This window comes from Pseudomonas sp. GW821-FHT07B01 (genome assembly GCF_059419065.1).
Map to the genome: position 1 here is coordinate 79578 of NZ_JBWKRA010000016.1, position 22425 is coordinate 102002.

Below are 22425 nucleotides of genomic sequence, written 5' to 3' on the forward strand. Positions count from 1 at the left end.
CAGTTTGACCGATGGGGGCTAGGTGAATCTCAGTGGCTGGGCTGGCGTCATCGCAGGCAAGCCAGCTCCCACAGTTTGACCGATGGGGGCTAGGTGAATCTCAGTGGCTGGGCTGGCGTCATCGCAGGCAAGCCAGCTCCCACAGTTTGATCGGAGGACATCGAGCAGTTGGGGGGAACCTGTCGGCGATTCTGGCCTCCTAGTTAGCACCACTGCCGATGATTCAAACGGCCGTTTCCAGGTTATTGCCCTCGCAAACGACCTAACGCATTTGCGCCCTTGAGCGCCTGCCAGCGCTCGGGTAATGTCACTAGACCCACAGGACAGAGCACGCCCATGACTTCCAAGCTGGAACAACTCAAGCAATTCACCACCGTCGTAGCCGATACCGGCGATTTTTCCACCCTCGCCAAGCTCAAGCCGCAAGACGCGACCACCAACCCTTCCCTGCTGCTCAAGGCTGCGTCGATTCCTGGCTATGCCAAGCTGCTGGATGAGTGTGTGCAGGATTGCAACGGCGATGTGGGCCTGGCCAGTGACCGCTTTGCGGTGGCGGTGGGTCAAGAGATTCTCAAAGTCGTGCCGGGCCGTATTTCCACTGAGGTGGATGCGCGTCTGTCGTTCGACGAGGCCGCGATTCTCAAGCGTGCGCACCGTCTGATCGACCTGTACGACAAGGCTGGGGTTGGCCGTGACCGCGTGCTGATCAAGATCGCCTCCACCTGGGAAGGCATCCGTGCCGCCGAGAAGCTGGAAAAAGAAGGCATCCAGACCAACCTGACGCTGCTGTTCTCGTTTGCCCAGGCCGTGGCTTGTGCCGAAGCGGGTGTGTTTTTGATTTCGCCGTTCGTGGGCCGTATCTACGACTGGTACAAGAAGGCCAACGGCAACGACTATACCGGCTCCGATGACCCGGGCGTGCAGTCGGTGACGCGCATCTACAACTACTACAAGGCTAACGGCTACAAGACCGTGGTGATGGGTGCGAGCTTCCGTAACCTCAGCCAGATCGAAGAGCTGGCCGGGTGTGATCGCCTGACCATCAGCCCGGACCTGTTGGAGAAGCTGGCAGCCGATGAAGGCAAGCTGGAGCGCAAGTTGGCGCCAGGCCATGCCGGTGAGGCCCGTGTGCATATGACTGAAGCGCAGTTCCGTTGGGAATCCAACGAGGACGCGATGGCGACTGAGAAGCTGGCGGAGGGGATTCGTCAGTTTGCTCGGGACCAAGAGAAGCTGGAGGCGTTGTTGTCGGCCAAGCTGTAAAGGCAGATAGCGGCAAAAAGGGCGGCACCTGTGAGGGTGTCGCCCTTTTTTGTGCGTCGGTGTCACCGCCGTACAGTGTGGGAGCTGGCTTGCCTGCGATAGCGGTGGGCCAGCCAACACTTCATCGACTGACAGTGCGCAATCGCAGGCAAGCCAGCTCCCACATTGGACTGTGTGTGTTTGAGCAGGGAGGCCGTCAGTGCCGCTCGAGGGCGTTGACGAGGTCGTGGAAGGCTTCGCGGTTGGACTCATTCAAGCCCATCAGGATTTTGTGCGCTTCCAGCACCTTGACCCGCACCACTTCCTCGGACTGGTCCTGGGACGGCAGGTCGGTGAGGCATTCCGGGCAGGGGATTGGGCGATCAACGATGTTGAATACCTGGTCAAAACCCATGGACTGCAACAGACGGGTGATGTCTTCGTGGGTGGTGACCACGGTCGGCAACAGGCCGACCTTCTGCCGCGACAGAATGGACAACTTGGCCAACAGGCCCAGGGTGGTGCTATCGATGCTGCGCGTTTCGGTCAGGTCGATCACGATCGCCGAGAAGTTCAGCGCGGTGAAGATCCGCTCGATCGTCGCATCCAGGGCCGAACACAAGGTCAGGCGCACTTCACCGACAAACTTCAGGACGAAGGTCCCGTCTTGCTCGGCGAATTGGATTCTTCCGGTACTCATCAAAGATTCCTGCTCAACACCAATAGGGCGATATCATCCGGCATCTCCCCTAGCGTGGCCAATCCAAAAACCTGCCGCAGGCCATCCAGGCTGCCGCCCGCCGACTTGACCTTTTGGGGCAAGGCGGCTTCTTTCTCTTTGAGTGTAGGCTCTGGCAAAAGGTCCAGGATGCCGTCGGACATCAGCGTCAGGCTGAAGGTCGGCGGCAGTTCCAGGATGTGGTCTTCGTAGGTGGCTTCGTTAAACAAGCCTACGGGCAGGCCACGCCCTTCCAGGTAGCGCACACTGTCAGGAGTGTACAAAACAGGCATCGGCAGGTGACCGCCAATGCTGTAGGTCAAAAGACCGGTTTCTTCGTCGATCACGCCGCCGACCATCGTCACGTGCTTGCCCAGCTTGCAGCTGATCAGGCCCCGGTTGATGTGGCCCAGCACCTCGGAGGGGGTGAACTCCGGCAAGGTGCCATTGCGCTTGGACTCGAACAACAGCCGTGTGGTCATGAACTTCAACAACACGGTGACAAAAGCCGAAGACGCGCCGTGGCCCGAAACGTCGGCCAGGTAGAACGCCACGCGGCGCTCATCGACGCGGAAATAGTCGACGAAATCACCCGACAGGTACAACGACGGGATGATCTGGTGGGCAAACTTGAATTCGTCAATCGTCCAGGGGCTCACCGGCAGCATGTTCATCTGCACCTGGCGACCGGCGTTCTGGTCTTCCTGCAGCAGGTTCAGGCTGGCTTCGAGCTCGCGGTTGGCGGTCTCGAGCTTTTCGCGGTAGCGCTGGTTTTCCAAAAGCAGGCGTGCACGGTCCAGGGCGCGGCGCACCGAGTGCTCCAGCACAGCCAGGTCTTCCAGGGGCTTGATCAGGTAATCGGCAGCGCCCAGGCGCAGGGCTTCGACGGCGTCGTTCATGACCCCGGCACCGGACACGACAATCACCGGCGTTTGCGGGGCAAGGTCGGTCACCTGGCGAATCAGCTCCAGCCCGCCCATCTGGGGCATGCGCAGGTCGCAGATCACAAGGTCGGGCTTGTCGCGCTCGAATACCTGGAGACCCTGTTGGCCATTACTGGCCTGCAGGACGCTGAAGCCACTGTCTTCCAAGTAGGCCGCGAGGCTCGCGCGCACTACTTCGTCGTCATCGATTATCAGCAGCGTGGCACTGGTTTTTTGCATGTGGGCAAACGGCGCCAGAATTAGGTTGGCGTAGGCGGCTCGGCAATGGCCGGGCTCACGTACTGGATTCGCTTTCTAGCCTCTCTGTCCTACAAAGCATTGGGATTTGGCCCATGCACAACGGTAAAGCAGAGGTGCCCTTCTAAGGCGCAGACGGTACTCCCATCCGTGAGGGGTTTCAAGCTCATGCCGATGGTCGCCGGGCGTCTTTACACCGCAAATCACCGGGAGTTATAAGAACCCTCACAACCACAACGCAAAGTAAGGATGGATGCTGTGAGCGAACACGAGCGCGACTACGCCGAAAAACGCGATTTCATCCGCATGCGAATAGATGCCGATGTGTCTTTGATCCATGCCGGGCAGGAGATTGCCGGTACCTGCGTGGACCTCTCCAGTTCCGGCATGCAGGTGCAGGCACCTCGCCAGTTCACGGTGGGTGACCTGCTGACCGTGCGCATTGATTCAGAACACGCTGCCCTCAAAGGCCTTGAGGCCGATACAGAGGTGGTGTGGACCAAGGCGGTAGGCGATGACCAGCATCTGGGCCTCAAGATTCTGAAAATGCGCTAACGCAGCATCCAGCCCCTGCGCAAGGGTGACGCGGAGCGTCACGGGATGCGTTCCCACGCGGAACGTGGGGAACGATCAGCGCGCACAAAAAAGGCGACCCTAAAGGTCGCCTTTTTCATTTCAAAACGTCACAGCTTAAAAGTCGTCAACGACCTTGCCGTCCTTGACCTTGAACTCGCGGTTCTGCAGGTAAGCGTTACGAATGAAGGTGTACTTGTCGCCGCTGATCAGCTTTTCGCTGTCGAGCAGGCTGGCGCGCACGTCGACCACGTTGAGGCCGAAGGTGCTGTTACGCCAGCCGATGTCGTTCATGTAGCGGTACGGTTGGGTGTAGCTGTCGACGTATTTGGACGGCGCATCACGCAAGGTGCTTGGGCCCAGCAACGGGATCATCACGTACGGGCCGCTGCCCACGCCCCAGTAGCCCAGGGTCTGGCCGAAGTCTTCATCGCTGCGCTGCAGCCCCATTTTGGTGCCGACGTCAATAAAGCCCAGAACGCCAAATGTGGTGTTGACCAACAAGCGGGCGGTGTCGACGCCTGCATTGTGCGGCTTGAGTTGCAGCACGTTGTTGGCCAGGTTGCCGACATCACCGATGTTGCGGAAGAAGTTGTGAACGCCGTCCTGCACAAATTGTGGGGTGACGAACTGATAGCCCTGGGCGATTGGCTTGAGGGCATAGGTGTCAACGGTGTCGTTGAAGGTGAAGATGGGGCGGTTGACGCTTTCCCACGGGTCATCTTCCGAGGCCGCTTGGGCAGCGAAAGGCGCCAACAGGATGGTGGCACACACCGATAGCTGAGCGAAGTACTGGCTCCAGCGCATAGCTTTTGCTCCTTGAATGGTCTGTCATGGGCGCTATGCCCTGAATAAGGCTGTCAGTATATGACGGAAGTGCCGACTTAGGCAGCTACCTAGAATCGTCTTAGGGAAAATGCACAAAATTCCTACAAATATCGACAGTGTCATCCCCTTGTCATGCCACCCCGATAGCGTGGCAGCTATTTCAGGGACGTTCAGATGCCACACGCCGAGATTGCCGTCGCCGCCGCCCCCTCATTGACCGCCGTGTTATTTGGCCTGAGTGGCTGCCTGGTGGATTTTGGTTCCCTGGCGCGCACCGACTCACCTTGCGCCGACGCCGAGGCCACGCCAGGCGCGTTGAAAATCCTGCGCAGTCTCAAAGAACAAGGCGTGCCCTGCGCCTGGCTGGACGAACTGCCTCCCGCCGTGACCACGCCACTCTGCGCCGGCCTGCCTGGCTGGCTCAAGGCGGCCTCGCCCTCCTCCATTCGCTGGCCCGCGCCCCACGCTTGCTGGCAAGCCCTGATGGAGTTGAACATCGAACGCCTGGAAGGCTGCGTACTGGTCAGCGGCGAGCCGCGTCTGCTGCAATCGGGCCTGAATGCCGGTTTGTGGACCATCGGCCTGGCCTCCTGCGGTTCGCTCTGCGGCCTGTCGCCCCAGCAATGGCAGGCGCTGACCGAGCAGCAACGCGAACACAAGCGCGGCAAGGCCACGGTGGCGCTCTATGGCCTGGGTGTGCATTCGGTGATCGACCACCTCGGCGAACTCGGCACCTGCCTGGCCGACATCCGCCTGCGCCAGCTCAAGGGCGAGAAGCCCTGATCGAGATCATGCACAGTTGGCCGCAGTGGATTAATCTACAGGTCAGCCCGTAGACCTTTCACGGCGTGCCGCGGTCTATGCCAGTGCCTATCGATAAAAGGAAAGAACGTCATGCCTGATCGCGAGAAGTTACAACAGCAGGCCGATATTGTGCGTGAGCAACTGGAGAACCATCCCGAGTTGCCCGCCGAGAAACGTCAAGCATTGGAAGAGTTGATCGCCAAATTCGAAGTCCAGTTGGAAATGGAACCGGCCACCCAGACGCCCAGCATCGCTGACGATGTGAACCGGGCAGTGGAAGGTTTTGAACTGGACCATCCAGGCATTGCCGGGACGTTGCGCAATATCGTGCTGACCCTTGGCAATATCGGCATCTAACACGAGCCCAAGCCAAACACAAAACCAAATGTGGGAGCTGGCTTGCCTGCGATAGCGGTGTATCAGTCACTTGATGAATGACTGAAAGATCGCAATCGCAGGCAAGCCAGCTCCCACAGTTTTTTGTATGAAGGCTTACTGACGCGCCAGCCGCACGTTCAGGAACTGGGTGTTCTCAGTGCTGCGATACGGGTTGATATCCAACCCACCCCGGCGCACATAGCGTGCATACACCGTCAACTTCTCCGGCTTGAGCAAGCGCTGCAAGTCCAGAAAGATCCGCTCCACACACTGCTCATGAAAGTCCGAGTGCTGGCGAAAGCTGACGATATATTCCAGCAGGCTGGCGTGATCCAGCGCCGCACCACGGTATTCCACCACCACACTGCCCCAGTCAGGCTGGCTGGTCACCGGGCAGTTGGATTTGAGCAGGTGGCTGTGCACGCTCTCCTCCACCACGCGCGAATCATCGCAACGCAGCAGTTCCGGGCGCGGGTGTTCGTAGCTGCTGACGTTGATATCCAGGCCGTCAATGCACACGCCCGGCAACGCCATCACGCCTTCGGCCTCGATGTCGGCCAGGCTGCGAATGCGCACGTTCACGGGCTTGCCGGCCGCAGCGCTGAGGTCGGTGCGCAGGGTGGCTTCAAGGCTGGACGTATCGGCAAACGCGGTCTGGTTCAGCGAGTTGAGGTACAGCTTGAACGACTTGGACTCGATGATGTTTGGCGAGTCGGCCGGAATGCTGAATTCACCGATGGCTACCACCGGCTTGCCCGAGGGCAACAGCCAGGACAGTTCGAAGCAGTTCCAGAAATCCACGCCCTTGTACGGCAGGGTCTCGGCGCTCAGGCCCAGCTCGGCCCACTTGGCGGCGCGTGGAATCGGGAACAACAACGAAGGCGTGTAAGTGCTGATGTATTCACTGGACTTGCCCAGCGGCGAATGTTCGGCTGCGGGATGCATGGCGGAAACCTGGCTAAATAAACCGCGCCAGTCTACCAGCCTTTGCTCCCGCCCTTAACAAACGCCTCACTCAACGGTCAGTTTGCCGACCATGCCCGCCTGGTAATGCCCAGGCAGGTTGCAGGCGAACTCAAGGCCTGTGGCCTGCTTGAACGTCCAGGTCAGTTCGGCCGTCTTGCCCGGCTCCACCAACACACTGTTGGGATCGTCGTGCTTCATGCCGCCCATGTCGCCGTGGCCCATGGCGCTGTGATCCATCTTGCCCATGCCGGTGGCGGTGAGCATGCCACTGGCTTGCATCTGCAACATCTCTTTCTGGTGGGCGGCATGCATGGCCGCGTCACCCAGGTTGAACTCATGCAGCAACTGGCCTTTGTTGACCAGCACGAAGCGCACGGTTTCACCGGCCTTGACGTCCAGGGACTTGGGCTCAAAGGCAATGTCCCGCAGCGTGACTTCAACGGTGCGCGTGGCTTTATCCGCCGGGGCCGGCTGGCCGAACGCGTAGGTGTGAGTCGCATCCGCCAGTGCATTGAAACTCAACGCCAACAGGCAGCCCGCCAATAACTGGGGTGTACGCAACGCCATCTTTCACTCTCCAAAATAGGTATCCAGCTTGGGCAACACTTTAAGATGGCCTCGCTGCCAGCCAGCTGACTGCTAGATTACAACTTTGTCAGCTTGCGCCCATACCCCGGAGCCCAGGGTATAAAGGCCGGCGTCCACCTTGACCAAGAGCCCTACATGAAACTGCTGATCGTCGAAGACCAACCCAAAACCGGTCATTACCTGCGTCAGGGCCTGGCCGAAGCGGGCTTTACCACCGAACTGGTGGCCGACGGCACCAGTGGCCAGCACTTGGCGCTAACGGGCGACTATGACTTGTTGATCCTCGATGTGATGCTGCCCGGCCGCGATGGCTGGCAAATCCTGCAGGCGGTGCGCAGTGCCGGCCTGGACATCCCGGTGCTGTTCCTCACCGCTCGCGATGCCGTAGAAGACCGAGTACATGGCCTGGAGCTGGGCGCCGACGATTACCTGGTCAAACCCTTCGCGTTTTCCGAACTGCTGGCGCGGGTGCGCACCTTGTTGCGCCGTGGCAGCAGCATGCCGCAGGAGACCACGCTGCAACTGGCCGACCTGAGCCTGGACTTGATCCGCCGCCGTGTCGAGCGCAGCGGCCAGCGCATCGACCTCACCGCCAAGGAGTTCGCCTTGCTGGAGCTGCTGCTACGCCGCCAGGGCGAAGTGCTGCCCAAGACGCTGATCGCCTCCCAGGTGTGGGACATGAATTTCGACAGCGACACCAACATCATCGAAGTCGCCATTCGCCGCCTGCGCCTGAAAGTCGACGACAATTTCCCCAATAAGCTGATCCACACCGTGCGCGGCATGGGTTACGTGTTGGAGGAACGGTTCACGTGATCAAGCGCCTGTCCCTGACCAGCCGCCTGGCGCTGCTGTTTGCCGCCTGCACGGCGGTGGTCTCGTTGATCGCCGGGGTGTTGTTCAACCGGGCCAGCGAGGCGCATTTCATGGAGCTGGACCAGCAACAGCTCGAAAGCAAACTGGTGGCCCTGCGCAGCACCTTGCAGGGTGTCGCCTCACCGGAAGACCTCGCCCGGCGAACCCCTCAACTGCGCGCCGAACTCGATCACCAGCCCGACCTCGCCTTGCGCATCACCGGAGCTGGGCAACGTTGGCTGGACGGCGCGCCACACCTTCCCTTGCCCCAAGCACCCGGCCTGCACAGCCTGCAATACGCAGGCACCGACTATCGCGTATTCATCGCGCCCTTGACGCCCAGCCAACTGGATTCGCCACAACTGACCCTGATCCTCGACATCACCCACCACCAGCACTTTCTGCAACGCATGCAACGCTTGATCTGGCTGACCGTCGGCCTCTCGGCCCTGGCCACTGCCCTGCTCGGCGCCTGGGCTGCGCGCAGTGGCTTGCGACCGCTGCGGCGCATGGGCGAAGTGGCCGCCAGTGTCTCCGCCCACTCCCTCACGCAACGCTTACCCCAAGAACAAATGCCGGTGGAGCTCGCGGAACTGGCCCAGGCCGTCAACGCCATGCTGGCCCGCCTCGATGATGCGTTCCAGCGCCTGTCCGCCTTCAGCGCAGATATTGCCCACGAACTGCGCACACCGCTGTCTAACTTGCTGACCCAGACCCAAGTCATCCTCACCCAGCCACGCCCGCTGGAGGATTACCGCGAGGCGCTGCACAGCAACCTGGAAGAGCTGCAATGGATGGCGCAACTGGTCAACGACATGCTGTACCTGGCCAAAGCTGACCACGGCTTGCTGATGCCCAGCCGAGAAGCTCTGGATTTGGGCGATGAGGTCGACGCACTGTTGGAGTTCTTTACCCTGCTGGCGGAGGACGCACAGGTGACGCTGGTGCGCGAAGGCACCGCCCAGACGATGGGCGATCGCGGTATGTTGCGTCGGGCCTTGTCGAATCTGCTGGATAACGCGCTGCGGTTTACCCCACCGGGCGGTGAAGTGCGGGTGCGGATCGAGAGTGGCGTGACACTGACGGTTGAGAACAGCGGGGAAGGCATTCCTGCGTCGTTACTGCCGAGGCTGTTTGACCGGTTCTACCGAGCCGACCCGTCGAGGCGCGCAGGCAGCAGTGAACATGCGGGGCTGGGGTTGGCGATTACCCAGTCGATTGTACGGGCGCATGGCGGGAGGATTTATTGTGAGTCGCAGGCGGGCTGGACAAGGTTTGTGATTGAGTTGCCCAAGGGCGACTGCTGATCGTTCCCACGCTCCGCGTGAGAATGCATTCCGGGACGCTCTGCGTCCTAACAGCGGACGCGGAGCGTCCGGTGAGGCGTTCCCACGCAGAGCGTGGGAACGAGCGGGTTACGAATACCTGAGGGCGTGCGCCGGCTCAATCTTCGCCGCCCGATACGCTGGGTAAATCGTCGCCAAGAAGCTCAACACAAACCCCGCCGAGCAAATCAGCAACACATCCCCACCTTGCAGCTCCGAAGGCAGGTTGCTGACAAAGTACACATCCGAGCTGAAGATATGCTGCCCGCTCACCCGCTCCAGCCAGCCCACCAGCTCACTCACGTTCAGCGCCGCAATCACCCCCAGCACGCCGCCGATCAAGGTGCCGACCACACCAATCACGGTACCCTGCACCATGAAGATCGCCATAATCTGCCGAGGTGTGGCGCCGATGGTACGCAGGATGGCGATGTCCGCGCCCTTGTCGTTCACCACCATGATCAAGGTGGCGATGATGTTGAACGCGGCCACGGCGACGATCATCAGCAGCAGCAGGCCGATCATGGTCTTTTCCATTTTCATCGCGCTGAACAGGCTGCCCTGGGTGTGGGTCCAGTCATCCGGCTTGTAAGCCGCGCCCAGGCTGGCGGCGATATCTGCCGAGACTTTGGGCGCTGCATACAGGTCCTTCACCGCCAGGCGCACGCTTTGCACCTGGTTGGGCTGCCAATGCTGGATTTCAGCGGCGTCGGCCATGTGGATCAGGGCCATGGAGCCATCCAGTTCGGCGCCGACCTTGAAGATGCCCACCACATTCAGGCGCTGCATGCGCGGGGTGATACCGCCCGGGGCGCTGCTGAGCTCCGGCACGATCAGGGTCAGCTTGTCGCCCACGTTCAGGCGAAAACGCCGCGCAGTGATATCACCGACCACCACACCGAACTCGCCAGGTTTGAGGTCGTCGAGTTTGCCGCGCACGATGTGCTGGGCCACGATCGACACCTTGCCTTCCTGGGCCGGGTCGACGCCACTGATCTCGATCGGCTGCATCGCGCCCTTATAGGAAAACATGCCATCCATCTGGGTGAAGGGCACAGCGGCGGTGACTTGCGGATTCTTCATCGCGGCCGCGGCCACCGGCTGCCAATCATCAATCGGCTTTACGCCGACGATGGTGGCGTGGGGCACCATGCCGAGGATGCGCGAGCTCATTTCACGCTGAAAGCCGTTCATTACCGAAAGCACCACGATCATCGCCAGTACGCCCAGGGCGAGGCCGATCATCGAGGTCATCGAGATAAACGAGACAAAACGGTTGCGGCGCTTGGCGCGGGTATAGCGCGTGCCGATAAAAATCGATAACGGTCTGAACATTCGCGGGCACCGTTGGAAAAATGAAAAAGCCCGGCCTCAAAAAACCGGGCTTGCAACAGGTCAGATAGCGACCAGATGACCTTCCTGCAAATGCAGTACGCGGTCCATCTGCCGGGCCATGCTCATGTCATGGGTCACCACCAGGAACGCGGTGCGCATCTGGGTGCTCAACTCCAGCATCAAGTCCTTGATGCCCTGGGCGGTGTGGGAGTCGAGGTTGCCGGTCGGCTCGTCGAGCATCACCAGGCCCGGGTTGTTCACCAGGGCACGGGCAATCGCCACGCGCTGGCGCTCACCACCGGACAACTCCGCCGGTTTGTGCTCCAGGCGATGACCCAGGCCGACGCGCTCGAGCAAGGCCGTGGCACGCTGACGCGCTTCAGGAATCGCGGTCTTGCCGATCAACAGCGGCATGCACACGTTTTCCAGGGCGGTGAATTCCGGCAGCAAGTGGTGGAACTGGTACACAAAGCCCAACGAGCGATTGCGCAGTTGGCCGCGGGCCTTTTCATTCAACGCCGACAGTTCTTCACCGGCCAGCCATACGCTGCCCTGGGACGGCGTATCGAGGCCGCCCAGCAGGTTGAGCAAGGTACTCTTGCCGGAACCGGAACTGCCGACGATCGCCACACGCTCGCCAGGGTGCAGTTCAAGCTGCAGGTTGGACAGCACCACCACCGACTCCGGGCCTTCCTCGTAGGATTTGCCCAGGTTGCGGCAGCTCAGGATTGCTTTTTCACTCATGCCCGATTCACTCATAACGTAATGCCTGTGCTGGCTGGGTACGTGCCGCGCGCCAGGCTGGATACAGGGTGGCAAGGAAGCTCAGGACCAACGCAGCGCCGCCCACCATCAGCACGTCCTGGGTTTGCACCTGGGACGGCAAGTAATCGATGAAGTAGACGTCGGCGTTGAGAAACTTGTGGCCGATCACCTTTTCAAGCAGGGCGATGGCGGCGCTGACGTTCAGCGCGGCCAAAATGCCCACCGCCGTGCCGATCAAGGTGCCAACCACGCCGATCACGGTGCCCTGCACCATGAAGATCGCCATGATCTGCCCCGGCGTGGCGCCCAACGTACGCAGGATGGCGATGTCGCCCTTCTTGTCGTTCACCACCATCACCAGCGTGGAGATGATGTTGAAGGCCGCCACGGCGACGATCAGCAACAACAACAGGCCGATCATGGCTTTTTCCATGCGGATGGCCTGATACAGGTTGCCGTGGGTGCGGGTCCAGTCGCGGGCGTAGTACTCGGTCTCACCCAGGTGCTGGGCAATTTCCCAGGCACCGCGCGGCGCATCGAACAGGTCGTTGAATTTCAGGCGCAGGCCCTGCACCTGGTCGGGCTGCCAGCGATGCAGGCGGGCTAGGTCGGTGAGGTTGGTCAGGCCGATGTAACCGTCGATCTCGCCAGCGCCGACGTGGAAGGTGCCCACCACGGTAAAGCGCTTCATGCGCGGGAACATGCCGGCCGGGGTCACGGTGACTTCCGGGGCGACGAAGGTCAGCTTGTCGCCAACCCCCACGCCCAGCTTGGCCGCGGCCTTGTCACCGATGACGATGCCAAAGCTGCCGGGCGCCAGCGCGTCGAGCTTACCTTGCAGCATGAACTTGTCGATGATCGAGACGTTGTGTTCCTGGGCCGGGTCGATGCCGTTGAGCAGGATCTTCTGCACTTTGCCGTCGTTGGTCAGCAACCCCTGCATCTGGGTAAACGGCGCGACCGCCACCACCTTGGGGTTCTGCTGGACCTTGGCGGCCAGGCTTTGCCAGTCGTTGATGGGCGCATCGCCCTCGATGGTCGCGTGGGGCACCATGCCCAGCACGCGGGTGCGCATCTCATGATCGAAGCCGTTCATCACCGACAGCACCACGATCATCACGACCACGCCCAGGGCGAGACCGATCATCGAGGTCAAGGAAATGAACGACACAAAATGATTGCGACGCTTTGCACGGGTATAACGCGTGCCGATAAATACGAAGAGAGGTCTGAACATGTCGGGGCTTGTTCGGAGGAAAAGAAGACGTCCCGGTGGCGGGGTCTGGTCAGCAGCTTTACACTCAGACCATTACCGTTACCTGGGGTTCGCCATGTCGACATTAGATGAAGAAGAGCGCCGCGAATACTACCGTATCGACGACATGATCGCACTTCAAATCAAACCCCTGTCGGGCCCCGACGCGGCGAGCAAGGAAGTGTTGCTGGATGATTCACCGCTGTTCAATCTGCTCAGCGAGCTGCACTTGAGCGAATTCGAAGCCCAGCACCTGCTGCGCCAGATCAGCGAGAAAGACCGCAGCCTGGCGGCCTTCCTCAAAGTGCAGAACAAACGCCTGGATCTGCTCAGCCAGGTCATGGCTCGCGGCTTGCTGAACGAGGTGGGTGCGCCGCAACCGGTGATCCTCTCCGAGGGCGGTGTCGACTTCCAGCACCCGACACCGCTGGCCGCCGACACTCACCTGGCGGTCAAGCTGGTGCTGATGCCCCAGGCGCTTGGCCTGTTGCTGCGCGCGCGGGTGACCCATTGCGACCCCAAGGGCGACGGCTTTGATGTGGGCACGGAGTTCGAGTCCATGACCGATGCTCAGCGCCAACTACTGGCGCGCTATATCCTGCAGAAACAGGCCCAGGAACGCCGCCTGGCGCGAGAACAAAGCGAAGACCTCTGAATGCGTATTCACGACGCCAGCCATCCTGGCGCAAAGGAGCAACTGTGACCCTGATTTACGGCCACCGCGGTGCCAAAGGCGAAGCACCGGAAAATACCCTGACCAGTTTTCAGGAATGTCTCAAGCACGGCGTACGTCGGTGCGAACTGGACCTGCACCTGTCCATGGACGGCGAGCTGATGGTCATCCACGACCCGACCCTCAAGCGCACCGCCGACCGGCGCGGCAAGGTGGTCGAGTACTCGGCGGCCGACCTAGTGAAGATGGACGCGCGCAAAGGCGGCCCAGGCTGGGTAAGCCCCTGCCCGATTCCACGCCTGGAGGAGTTGTTCGAACAGTGCGACTTCGATCACTGGCAACTGGAAGTCAAAAGCGCCTCGCGCACCCGTGCCGCCACCACTGTGCTGGCGATTCGCGAAATGGCTGTGCGCTTTGGCTTGATGGACAAGGTCACGGTCACGTCAAGCTCGCGGGAAGTGCTCAAGGCCGCCGTGGAACTCACCCCGGACCTGTCACGCGGGCTGGTCGCCGAATATGCCTGGCTCGACCCGCTGAAGGTCGCGCAGAACTACGGCTGTGAGTATTTGGCATTGAACTGGACGCTGTGCACCCCCGAGCGGCTGGAAAAAGCCCAGCGCCAGGGCTTGCATGTGTCCGTGTGGACAGTCAACGAACCTGCGCTGATGCGCAGGCTCGCCGACTTCGGCGTAGATAGCCTGATTACAGACTTTCCCGGTTTGGCCACTGCCACCCTCGAGAATTACTGAAATCGGTCTCCCCGGCCGGCTCAGGCCACCGGCCGGAGCCGCTCAAAAAAGCCGGTTGAGGCCGTCGTAGGCCGCTACCCGATAGGCTTCGGCCATGGTCGGGTAGTTGAAGGTGGTGTTGACGAAATACTTGAGGGTATTTTGCTCACCTGGCTGGTTCATGATCGCCTGGCCGATGTGCACGATCTCCGAGGCCTGGTAGCCGAAGCAATGCACGCCGAGTACTTCCAGGGTTTCGCGGTGGAACAGGATTTTCAGCATGCCTTGCGGCTCACCGGCAATCTGCGCACGCGCCATGCTCTTGAAGAACGCCTTGCCCACTTCGTAAGGCACCTTGGCCTTGGTCAGTTCGTGCTCGTTCTTGCCGATCGAGCTGATCTCGGGAATCGTGTAGATCCCGGTCGGCACGTCGTTCACGTAGCGCCAGCTGCCATTGTCGACAATGCTGCCAGCGGCCGAGCGGCCCTGGTCATGGGCGGCACTGGCCAGGCTTGGCCAGCCGATCACGTCACCGGCGCCGTAGATGTTCGGCACGCAGGTGCGGTAGTTCTCATCCACTTCGATCTGGCCACGGCTGTTGACCTTGACCTCGATGTTTTCCATGCCCAGCTTGTCGGTGTTACCGGTACGGCCGTTGCACCACAGCAAGGCGTCGGCCTTGATCTTCTTGCCGGACTTGAGGTGCAGGATCACCCCGTTGTCCAGGCCCTCGACCCGCTCGTACTCTTCGTTATGGCGCACGGTGATGTTGTTGTTGCTGAAGTGGTAGCTCAACGCCTGGGAGATTTCCGAGTCGAGGAAGCTGAGCAACTGGTCACGGTTGTCCACCAGTTCGACCAGTACACCCAGGCCACTGAAGATCGAGGCGTATTCACAGCCGATCACGCCGGCGCCGTAGATGATCAGTTTGCGCGGGGTATGGCCCAGGCTCAGGATGGTATCGCTATCGTAGATACGCGGGTGGTGGAAATCGATATCCGCCGGGCGATACGGGCGCGAACCGGTGGCGATGATGATGTGCTTGGCCACCAGCTTCTCGACCACGCCGTTGGCGCAGACCACTTCGACGGTTTGCTCATCGGCAAAACTGCCGGTGCCGAAGAACAGGTCGACGCGGTTACGGGCGTAGTAGCCGGTACGCGAGGCGACTTGCTTGGAGATGACTTTTTCAGCGCTTTTCAGTACGTCCGGGAAGGAGAACCAGCGCGGCTCACCAATGGCCCGGAACATCGGGTTGGTATTGAACTGCATGATCTGCCGTACCGAGTGACGCAATGCCTTGGACGGGATGGTACCCAGGTGGGTGCAGTTACCGCCGACCTGGCGACGGCTATCGACCATCGCCACCTTGCGCCCTGCTTTGGCAGCGTTCATCGCCGCACCTTCTCCAGCTGGGCCGGAACCCAGTACCACCACGTCGTAGTTGTAGACAGCCATGCGTACTCCTCAGAACAGGCCAGGCGTACGATTGGACGCCGGGCTAAATCATGCCGCGGCCAGCGAGCATGAAGGACAATTTGGCTCAAGTGTGTGAACCGGGGCACAGTCTATAGAAGGCCGAGCGCCGCGAACATTAACCCTTGGTCGCGTCGTAGGCCAGTGTTGCCATACTACAGGACGCACATCAGCGCCGAATTCAGGATGAGCCATTATGCGACAACTATTTTTCTGTTTGATGCTGATGGTGTCGCTCACGGCGCACGCCAACGACGCACAGCGGCTCAAGCAAGCAAGCTTCCCCGCACAGGTCGCGGGGCTGGCCCTGAAAAACCAGGCGGTGTTCAACTATCTCTGGGCGGATGTGTATGCCGCCGCGCTGTATGCACCCGCTGACCTGCCGGCAAAGCAGGCCTGGGACCAGCAGAAGGCTGTGCGCCTGGCGCTGTATTACTTTCGCGACATTGACCGCGATGATGTGATCAAGGCGGCCACCGTCACCTTGGAGCGCCAGCAAGCCAATGCCGGGTTGAACCCAGAGATAGCCAAGCTGCACGCGCGCTTTCGGGATATTCGCAGCGGTGATCGCTATGCCCTGGATTTTCGTCCGGGGCGCGGGTTGAATCTGGAAATTAATGGGCAGGTGGTGTTCAGCAGCCCAGATGCTGAGTTAGCGAAGGCCTACCTGGGTATCTGGCTGGCGTCCAAAGGGCTGTCGGACAGTTTGCGCAACACGCTACTCAAGTGATGGAGGTCTTGACCTTTCCATCGTCATCGCGGGCAAGCCCGCTCCCACAGGTAAATGCATTTCAACTGTGGGAGCTGGCTTGCCTGCGATAAGGCCCTCCCAGACACCACAAAACCCACAGGCATAAAAAAGCCCCGAACCAGTCGGGGCTTTTTCATTCAGCGCACAGGCTTAGCGCGGAAACGCAGGCGGGTTGACCCCAGCCATGTCTTCCATCACGCGAACCACCTGGCAGCTGTAGCCGAACTCGTTGTCATACCACACGTACAGCACAACACGGTTGTCCTGGGTGATGGTCGCTTCGGCGTCCACCACACCGGCGTGGCGCGAGCCAACGAAGTCGGTGGAGACCACTTCCTGAGAATTGACGAAGTCGATCTGCTTATGCAGGTCGGAGTGCAGCGCCATGTAGCGCAGGTACTCGTTCATCTCTTCACGGGTGGCGGCTTTCTCAAGGTTGAGGTTGAGAATGGCCATCGACACGTTCGGCGTCGGTACACGGATCGCGTTACCGGTCAGCTTGCCGGCCAGTTCAGGCAGGGCCTTGGCAGCAGCGGTGGCAGCACCGGTCTCGGTGATCACCATGTTCAACGCGGCGCTACGGCCACGGCGATCGCCCTTGTGGAAGTTGTCGATCAGGTTCTGGTCGTTGGTGTACGAGTGAACGGTTTCAACGTGGCCGTTAACGATGCCGAACTTGTCATTCACCGCCTTGAGCACCGGCACGATGGCGTTGGTGGTGCAGGACGCGGCGGACACGATCTTGTCGTCAGCGGTGATTTCAGCGTGGTTGATGCCGTGCACGATGTTCTTGAGCTTGCCTTTGCCAGGCGCGGTCAGCACAACGCGGTCAACACCCGGGCAAGCCAGGTGCTGGCCCAGGCCCTCGGCATCACGCCATACGCCGGTGTTGTCCACCAGCAGGGCGTTCTGGATGCCGTACTGGGTGTAATCCACCTCGGTCGGGTTCTTCGCGTAGATCACCTGGATCAGGTTACCGTTGGCGGTGATGGTGTTGTTTTCTTCGTCAATGGTGATGGTGCCATTGAACGAGCCGTGTACGGAGTCGCGACGCAGCAGGCTGGCGCGCTTGGTCAGGTCGTTCTCGGCGCCTTTGCGCACCACGATGGCACGCAGGCGCAGGCCGTCGCCGCCACCGGTTTTCTCGATCAGGATGCGCGCCAGCAGGCGGCCGATACGGCCAAAGCCGTACAGCACCACGTCGGTGCCTTTACGGGCGGCAGCGTTTTGCTGGCCAACCACATCGGCCATTTCTTCACGCACGAACTGCTCGGCGGTGCGGCCAGCGCCTTCTTTGCGGAATTTGTAGGCCAACTTGCCCAGGTCTACCGAAGCCGCGCCGAGCTTGAGCTCGCTCATGGCTTTGAGCAGCGGGAATGTTTCGTGGACGGAGAGTTCGCTGTCGTCGGCGGAGCGATGGCGCGCAAAGCGGTGAGCTTTGAGAATCGCGATGACAGACTGGTTGATCAGGCTGCGGCCATAGATCGAGCTCACCACATTGTTATTGCGGTACAGCTGACCGATAAGCGGAATCATCGCTTCAGCGAGTGCTTCACGGTCGATCCATTCACCAAGACACTGGTCGGGCTTCTGAGTCACGGGAACCTTCCACATGTAGGGGCAGAAAAAAGGGGCTACATTATGTCGCCCGACTGAGCGTTGAGCAATGCGCGAAGGGCAACAAAAAGCCCTTGCAAAAAAATACCACCGCGCTACAGCCCAGGAAACACGCGGGTTCCAGAAGGCCACTAGTTTGGTGAGCAGGCCGACTTGTCCGTAACCCTCCTAAACATTCGCGCATTTTGGCACTACATATTGAGTCAAAACCCGCCATTGTTTGTCTTAGCCACTACATTTCCTACAAACCGTAATAGGCACAGTCAGCAACTGACAGGCGGCACCTGGGGCCGTTACAATTACCGACTTTGTCGCAACGCTTGGAGCTCAACCTTCCGTGCCCGTTCTGCGTCTACCGCTACTCCCTGCCGCGGCAGGTAAACAGCACTGGGGCAACCTGCCCGGTGCCGCCCTGAGCCTGGCCATTGCCGAGGCTGCCAGCGCAGCCAAGCGCTTTACCCTGCTGCTCACCGCCGACAGCCAAAGTGCCGAACGGTTGGAGCAGGAGCTGAGCTTCTTCGCTCCGGATTTGCCGGTGCTGCATTTTCCCGACTGGGAAACCCTGCCTTACGATCTGTTCTCGCCGCACCAGGACATCATCTCCCAGCGCATCGCCAGCCTGTACCGCTTGCCGGAACTGGCCCACGGCGTGCTGGTGGTGCCGATCACCACCGCCCTGCACCGCCTGGCGCCGACCAAGTTCCTGCTCGGTAGCAGCCTGGTGCTGGACGTGGGCCAGAAGCTCGACGTCGAGCAGATGCGCACGCGCCTGGAAGCCAGCGGCTACCGCTGCGTCGACACGGTGTACGAGCACGGTGAGTTTGCGGTGCGCGGCGCCTTGATCGACCTGTTCCCGATGGGCAGCAAGTTGCCGTACCGCATCGACCTGTTCGATGACGAAATCGAGACGCTGCGCACCTTCGATCCGGAGAACCAGCGTTCTATCGACAAGGTCGACTCGATCAAGCTGCTGCCGGCGCGGGAGTTTCCGCTGCAAAAAGACGCGGTAACACGCTTCAAGGCGCGCTTTCGTGAGCGCTTCGATGTGGATTTCCGTCGCTGCCCGATCTTCCAGGACTTGAGCAGCGGGATTACACCTGCCGGTATCGAGTACTACCTGCCGTTGTTCTTCGACGAGACCTCCACCCTCTTCGACTACCTGCCCCAGGACACCCAGGTGTTCTCGCTGCCGGGTATCGAACAGGCGGCGGAAAACTTCTGGAACGATGTGCGCAACCGCTACGAAGAACGTCGCGTCGATCCATCCCGGCCTTTATTGCCGCCCGCTGAACTGTTCCTGCCAGTTGAAGACTGCTTCGCGCGCCTGAAAAACTGGCCGCGTGTAGTAGCCAGCCAGCAGGACGTGGACGCCGGCAGTGGCCGCGAGCGTTTCCCAGCGAGCGCGTTGCCCGATTTGGCGATCCAGGCCAAAGCCACGCAACCGCTGGAGGCGCTGTCGAACTTCCTCGGCGACTTCCCGGGCCGCGTGCTGTTTACCGCCGAATCCGCCGGGCGTCGCGAAGTGCTGCTGGAGCTGTTGGAACGCCTGAAGCTGCGACCAAAAACCGTCGACAGCTGGCCTGACTTTGTCGCCAGCAAAGAGCGCCTGGCGATCACCATCGCGCCGCTGGACGAAGGGCTGCGGTTGGATGACCCGGCGCTGGCCTTGATCGCCGAAAGCCCGCTGTTCGGCCAGCGCGTGATGCAGCGCAGGCGCCGGGAAAAACGCGCCGATGCCAACAACGACGCGGTGATCAAGAACCTCACCGAGCTGCGCGAAGGCGCGCCGGTGGTGCATATCGACCATGGCGTGGGCCGCTACCTGGGCTTGCAGACCCTGGAGATCGACAACCAGGCCGCCGAATTCCTCACCATGGAATACGCCGAGGGCGCCAAGCTCTACGTGCCGGTGGCCAACCTGCACCTGATCGCCCGCTATACCGGCAGCGACGACGCCTTGGCGCCGTTGCATCGCCTGGGCTCCGAGACCTGGCAGAAAGCCAAGCGCAAGGCCGCCGAACAGGTGCGCGACGTGGCCGCCGAACTGCTCGACATCTATGCCCGCCGTGCTGCCCGCGAAGGTTATGCCTTCGCTGACCCCAAAGCCGATTACGCCACCTTCAGTGCGGGCTTCGCCTTCGAGGAAACCCCGGACCAGCAAACCACCATCGAAGCGGTGCGCGCCGACATGCTCGCGCCCAAGCCGATGGATCGCCTGGTGTGCGGCGACGTGGGCTTCGGCAAGACCGAAGTGGCCATGCGTGCAGCCTTTATTGCGGTACACGGCGGTCGCCAGGTGGCGATCCTGGTGCCAACCACCCTGCTCGCCCAGCAGCACTACAACAGCTTCCGCGACCGCTTTGCCGACTGGCCCGTGACCGTAGAGGTGATGAGCCGCTTCAAGTCCGCCAAGGAAGTGAACGCCGCCGTTGCCGACTTGGCCGAGGGCAAGATCGACATCGTCATCGGTACTCACAAGCTGCTGTCGGACGATGTGAAGATCAAGAACCTGGGCCTGGTGATCATCGACGAAGAACACCGCTTTGGCGTGCGCCAGAAAGAACAGCTCAAGGCCCTGCGCAGTGAAGTCGACATCCTCACCCTCACCGCCACGCCAATTCCGCGCACGCTGAACATGGCGGTGTCGGGCATGCGCGACCTGTCGATCATCGCCACGCCACCGGCGCGTCGCCTGTCGGTGCGCACCTTCGTGATGGAGCAGAACAAGAGCACGGTCAAGGAAGCCCTGCTGCGCGAACTGCTGCGCGGCGGCCAGGTGTATTACCTGCACAACGATGTGAAAACCATCGAGAAATGCGCCGCCGACCTCGCCGAACTGGTACCTGAGGCCCGTATCGCCATCGGCCACGGGCAGATGCGCGAGCGCGAACTCGAACAGGTGATGAGCGACTTCTACCACAAGCGCTTCAACGTGCTGATCGCCTCGACCATCATCGAGACCGGCATCGACGTGCCGAGCGCCAACACCATCATCATCGAGCGTGCCGACAAGTTCGGCCTGGCGCAGCTGCACCAACTGCGCGGTCGCGTCGGGCGCAGTCACCACCAGGCCTATGCCTACCTGCTCACACCGCCGCGCCAGCAGATCACTTCCGATGCGGAAAAACGCCTGGAAGCGATCGCCAATACCCAAGACCTCGGGGCCGGCTTTGTATTGGCCACCAATGACCTGGAAATCCGGGGTGCCGGTGAATTGCTCGGCGACGGCCAGAGCGGGCAGATCCAGGCGGTGGGTTTCACGTTGTATATGGAGATGCTCGAACGCGCGGTAAAAGCCATCCGCAAAGGCGAACAACCGAACCTCGACCAACCCTTGGGCGGCGGCCCGGAGATCAACCTGCGCTTGCCGGCGTTGATTCCCGAAGACTACCTGCCGGATGTGCATGCACGGTTGATCCTGTACAAGCGCATTGCCTCGGCGGCCGACGAAGAAGGCCTCAAGGACTTGCAGGTAGAGATGATCGACCGTTTCGGCCTGCTGCCGGAACCGACCAAGAACCTGGTGCGCCTGACCCTGCTCAAGTTGCAGGCCGAGCAGTTGGGCATCAAGAAAGTCGACGCCGGGCCCCAAGGCGGGCGTATCGAATTCGAAGCGCAGACGCCGGTCGACCCGTTGGTGCTGATCAAGCTGATCCAGGGCCAGCCCAACCGCTACAAGTTCGAAGGGGCTACGCTGTTCAAGTTCATGGTGCCGATGGAACGCGCCGAAGAACGCTTCAACACTTTGGAGGCGCTGTTTGAACGCCTCATTCCGAAATCCGTTTAAGGACGCCCCCATGCGCGTGTTCCGCATTTTGAGCCTGTTGTTGGTGGTACTCGCACCTTCGGCCTTTGCCGACAGCCTGTATCAGGTGGAAATGATCCTGGTGCGCCAGAATGCAGAGCCGGTGATCAGCAGCCGCGCCGCGCCGGAAAACTGGGATGCCGGAGCGCCGCGCCTGGGTGAGCGGATGAGCCCGCCGCGCCTGGGCAATATCGTCGACAAGCTGCGCGCCGACACCAACTACACGGTGCTCGCCCACAAGGCCTGGGAACAGAACCTAGGCGAGCAAGCGGTGAAAGTGGCGATCACCGACGGTCAGGAGCAGTTCGGCCAGTTCCCTATCGAAGGGGTGTTGAGCCTGCAACTGGGGCGCTTTACCGATATCGACGCGGATTTCTGGATCAACCAGTTCGACGGCAACGGCAGCGTGATCGCCAGCGAACACTTGAGCCAGAAAGACGTGCGCACCAAGAACAACCAGCTCAACTACCTGGACGGCGGCCACCTGGCGCTGCTGATCAAGATCACCTCGCTGACCGCCAAGCCACCCAGCGCACCACCGTCCGACCTTCAGGACTGATTG

Annotated in this window: 21 protein-coding genes; 11 read left to right on the plus strand and 10 right to left on the minus strand. The window is 60.8% G+C overall.

The window, feature by feature from the left end; translation table 11 throughout:
- Positions 1-336: 336 nt before the first annotated feature.
- A complete protein-coding gene (gene tal, locus AC07S6_RS18375; RefSeq protein ID WP_019818234.1) occupies positions 337-1263 on the plus strand; it encodes a transaldolase in 927 nt (308 codons plus the stop codon).
- Between the two features lie 196 nt (positions 1264-1459).
- Here tal and rssC read toward each other — a convergent pair whose 3' ends face one another.
- Together rssC and rssB are read right to left on the minus strand one after the other, a co-directional pair.
- Positions 1460-1942 (minus strand): anti-sigma factor antagonist RssC, encoded by a 483-nt coding sequence (rssC, locus tag AC07S6_RS18380; RefSeq protein WP_003172602.1) that lies wholly within the window; start codon positions 1940-1942, stop codon positions 1460-1462.
- Positions 1942-3123, minus strand: a complete 1182-nt coding sequence (rssB, locus tag AC07S6_RS18385; RefSeq protein ID WP_014717527.1) for a two-component system response regulator RssB — start codon at positions 3121-3123, stop codon at positions 1942-1944. Before rssB ends, rssC begins: the two co-directional genes overlap by 1 nt.
- Before the next feature lie 276 nt (positions 3124-3399).
- On the opposite strand from rssB, the gene AC07S6_RS18390 reads away from it, so the two are divergent.
- Positions 3400-3696 (plus strand): PilZ domain-containing protein, encoded by a 297-nt coding sequence (locus tag AC07S6_RS18390; protein WP_106111564.1) that lies wholly within the window; start codon positions 3400-3402, stop codon positions 3694-3696.
- Between the two features lie 135 nt (positions 3697-3831).
- On the opposite strand, the gene AC07S6_RS18395 is transcribed toward AC07S6_RS18390, so the two are convergent.
- Complete coding sequence (locus tag AC07S6_RS18395) at positions 3832-4521, minus strand: MlaA family lipoprotein (RefSeq protein ID WP_003189688.1); 690 nt, start codon at positions 4519-4521, stop codon at positions 3832-3834.
- 195 nt (positions 4522-4716) lie between these two features.
- On the opposite strand from AC07S6_RS18395, the gene pcrP reads away from it, so the two are divergent.
- Both pcrP and AC07S6_RS18405 read left to right on the plus strand, forming a co-directional pair.
- Complete coding sequence (pcrP, locus tag AC07S6_RS18400) at positions 4717-5325, plus strand: HAD superfamily inactivated hydrolase PcrP (RefSeq protein WP_003189687.1); 609 nt, start codon at positions 4717-4719, stop codon at positions 5323-5325.
- Between the two features lie 111 nt (positions 5326-5436).
- On the plus strand, positions 5437-5703 hold the full coding sequence (locus tag AC07S6_RS18405; RefSeq protein ID WP_014717525.1) for a DUF4404 family protein: 267 nt from the start codon (positions 5437-5439) through the stop codon (positions 5701-5703).
- A 135-nt stretch (positions 5704-5838) separates the two neighbouring features.
- Here the strand turns inward: AC07S6_RS18405 and queF are convergent, their stop codons facing one another.
- Both queF and copI read right to left on the minus strand, forming a co-directional pair.
- A complete protein-coding gene (gene queF, locus AC07S6_RS18410) occupies positions 5839-6669 on the minus strand; it encodes an NADPH-dependent 7-cyano-7-deazaguanine reductase QueF (RefSeq protein WP_020302903.1) in 831 nt (276 codons plus the stop codon).
- A 66-nt stretch (positions 6670-6735) separates the two neighbouring features.
- A complete protein-coding gene (gene copI, locus AC07S6_RS18415) occupies positions 6736-7257 on the minus strand; it encodes a copper-resistant cuproprotein CopI (RefSeq protein WP_003189683.1) in 522 nt (173 codons plus the stop codon).
- Between the two features lie 156 nt (positions 7258-7413).
- On the opposite strand from copI, the gene AC07S6_RS18420 reads away from it, so the two are divergent.
- Positions 7414-8094 carry a heavy metal response regulator transcription factor gene (locus AC07S6_RS18420; RefSeq protein WP_019818238.1) on the plus strand — a complete coding sequence of 227 codons (681 nt, stop codon included), beginning with the start codon at positions 7414-7416 and terminating at the stop codon, positions 8092-8094.
- A complete protein-coding gene (locus tag AC07S6_RS18425) occupies positions 8091-9440 on the plus strand; it encodes a heavy metal sensor histidine kinase (RefSeq protein ID WP_495112750.1) in 1350 nt (449 codons plus the stop codon). The genes AC07S6_RS18420 and AC07S6_RS18425 overlap by 4 nt, the downstream gene beginning before the upstream one ends.
- A gap of 108 nt (positions 9441-9548) precedes the next feature.
- Here AC07S6_RS18425 and AC07S6_RS18430 read toward each other — a convergent pair whose 3' ends face one another.
- The 3 genes from AC07S6_RS18430 to AC07S6_RS18440 are packed head-to-tail and all read right to left on the minus strand — an operon-like array spanning position 9549 to position 12795.
- On the minus strand, positions 9549-10793 hold the full coding sequence (locus AC07S6_RS18430) for a lipoprotein-releasing ABC transporter permease subunit (protein ID WP_014717521.1): 1245 nt from the start codon (positions 10791-10793) through the stop codon (positions 9549-9551).
- Positions 10794-10853: 60 nt separating this feature from the next.
- Positions 10854-11537, minus strand: a complete 684-nt coding sequence (gene lolD, locus AC07S6_RS18435) for a lipoprotein-releasing ABC transporter ATP-binding protein LolD (protein WP_019818240.1) — start codon at positions 11535-11537, stop codon at positions 10854-10856.
- Between the two features lie 7 nt (positions 11538-11544).
- Positions 11545-12795 (minus strand): lipoprotein-releasing ABC transporter permease subunit, encoded by a 1251-nt coding sequence (locus AC07S6_RS18440; RefSeq protein ID WP_003189676.1) that lies wholly within the window; start codon positions 12793-12795, stop codon positions 11545-11547.
- A 94-nt stretch (positions 12796-12889) separates the two neighbouring features.
- On the opposite strand from AC07S6_RS18440, the gene AC07S6_RS18445 reads away from it, so the two are divergent.
- Together AC07S6_RS18445 and AC07S6_RS18450 are read left to right on the plus strand one after the other, a co-directional pair.
- A complete protein-coding gene (locus AC07S6_RS18445; RefSeq protein ID WP_197881586.1) occupies positions 12890-13468 on the plus strand; it encodes a PilZ domain-containing protein in 579 nt (192 codons plus the stop codon).
- A gap of 44 nt (positions 13469-13512) precedes the next feature.
- A complete protein-coding gene (locus tag AC07S6_RS18450) occupies positions 13513-14235 on the plus strand; it encodes a glycerophosphodiester phosphodiesterase (protein ID WP_198714783.1) in 723 nt (240 codons plus the stop codon).
- Between the two features lie 42 nt (positions 14236-14277).
- Here AC07S6_RS18450 and sthA read toward each other — a convergent pair whose 3' ends face one another.
- Entirely contained in the window at positions 14278-15672 is a 1395-nt protein-coding gene (gene sthA / locus AC07S6_RS18455; RefSeq protein WP_495112751.1) for a Si-specific NAD(P)(+) transhydrogenase, read from the minus strand.
- 214 nt (positions 15673-15886) lie between these two features.
- Between sthA and AC07S6_RS18460 the strand changes: the two genes are divergently transcribed.
- Positions 15887-16420, plus strand: a complete 534-nt coding sequence (locus tag AC07S6_RS18460) for a chalcone isomerase family protein (RefSeq protein WP_495112752.1) — start codon at positions 15887-15889, stop codon at positions 16418-16420.
- 171 nt (positions 16421-16591) lie between these two features.
- Here AC07S6_RS18460 and AC07S6_RS18465 read toward each other — a convergent pair whose 3' ends face one another.
- The gene (locus AC07S6_RS18465; protein ID WP_032873405.1) at positions 16592-18055 is read right to left on the minus strand and encodes a glyceraldehyde-3-phosphate dehydrogenase; all 1464 of its coding nucleotides are present in this window, start codon (positions 18053-18055) and stop codon (positions 16592-16594) included.
- Between the two features lie 340 nt (positions 18056-18395).
- Between AC07S6_RS18465 and mfd the strand changes: the two genes are divergently transcribed.
- Both mfd and AC07S6_RS18475 read left to right on the plus strand, forming a co-directional pair.
- Positions 18396-21845 (plus strand): transcription-repair coupling factor, encoded by a 3450-nt coding sequence (gene mfd / locus AC07S6_RS18470; RefSeq protein WP_032892840.1) that lies wholly within the window; start codon positions 18396-18398, stop codon positions 21843-21845.
- A gap of 10 nt (positions 21846-21855) precedes the next feature.
- Positions 21856-22422 carry a CsiV family protein gene (locus tag AC07S6_RS18475; protein WP_495112753.1) on the plus strand — a complete coding sequence of 189 codons (567 nt, stop codon included), beginning with the start codon at positions 21856-21858 and terminating at the stop codon, positions 22420-22422.
- The last annotated feature ends 3 nt before the right edge of the window (positions 22423-22425 follow it).

Excerpts from the sequence above, each read along its gene's own strand:
- tal (WP_019818234.1), top strand. The coding sequence starts at position 337 with ATGACTTCCAAGCTGGAACAACTCAAGCAATTCACCACCGTCGTAGCC.
- rssC (WP_003172602.1), bottom strand. The coding sequence starts at position 1,942 with ATGAGTACCGGAAGAATCCAATTCGCCGAGCAAGACGGGACCTTCGTC.
- rssB (WP_014717527.1), bottom strand. The coding sequence starts at position 3,123 with ATGCAAAAAACCAGTGCCACGCTGCTGATAATCGATGACGACGAAGTA.
- AC07S6_RS18395 (WP_003189688.1), bottom strand. The coding sequence starts at position 4,521 with ATGCGCTGGAGCCAGTACTTCGCTCAGCTATCGGTGTGTGCCACCATC.
- pcrP (WP_003189687.1), top strand. The coding sequence starts at position 4,717 with ATGCCACACGCCGAGATTGCCGTCGCCGCCGCCCCCTCATTGACCGCC.
- AC07S6_RS18405 (WP_014717525.1), top strand. The coding sequence starts at position 5,437 with ATGCCTGATCGCGAGAAGTTACAACAGCAGGCCGATATTGTGCGTGAG.
- queF (WP_020302903.1), bottom strand. The coding sequence starts at position 6,669 with ATGCATCCCGCAGCCGAACATTCGCCGCTGGGCAAGTCCAGTGAATAC.
- copI (WP_003189683.1), bottom strand. The coding sequence starts at position 7,257 with ATGGCGTTGCGTACACCCCAGTTATTGGCGGGCTGCCTGTTGGCGTTG.
- AC07S6_RS18420 (WP_019818238.1), top strand. The coding sequence starts at position 7,414 with ATGAAACTGCTGATCGTCGAAGACCAACCCAAAACCGGTCATTACCTG.
- AC07S6_RS18430 (WP_014717521.1), bottom strand. The coding sequence starts at position 10,793 with ATGTTCAGACCGTTATCGATTTTTATCGGCACGCGCTATACCCGCGCC.
- lolD (WP_019818240.1), bottom strand. The coding sequence starts at position 11,537 with ATGAGTGAAAAAGCAATCCTGAGCTGCCGCAACCTGGGCAAATCCTAC.
- AC07S6_RS18440 (WP_003189676.1), bottom strand. The coding sequence starts at position 12,795 with ATGTTCAGACCTCTCTTCGTATTTATCGGCACGCGTTATACCCGTGCA.
- AC07S6_RS18445 (WP_197881586.1), top strand. The coding sequence starts at position 12,890 with ATGTCGACATTAGATGAAGAAGAGCGCCGCGAATACTACCGTATCGAC.
- sthA (WP_495112751.1), bottom strand. The coding sequence starts at position 15,672 with ATGGCTGTCTACAACTACGACGTGGTGGTACTGGGTTCCGGCCCAGCT.
- AC07S6_RS18460 (WP_495112752.1), top strand. The coding sequence starts at position 15,887 with ATGCGACAACTATTTTTCTGTTTGATGCTGATGGTGTCGCTCACGGCG.
- AC07S6_RS18465 (WP_032873405.1), bottom strand. The coding sequence starts at position 18,055 with ATGTGGAAGGTTCCCGTGACTCAGAAGCCCGACCAGTGTCTTGGTGAA.
- AC07S6_RS18475 (WP_495112753.1), top strand. The coding sequence starts at position 21,856 with ATGCGCGTGTTCCGCATTTTGAGCCTGTTGTTGGTGGTACTCGCACCT.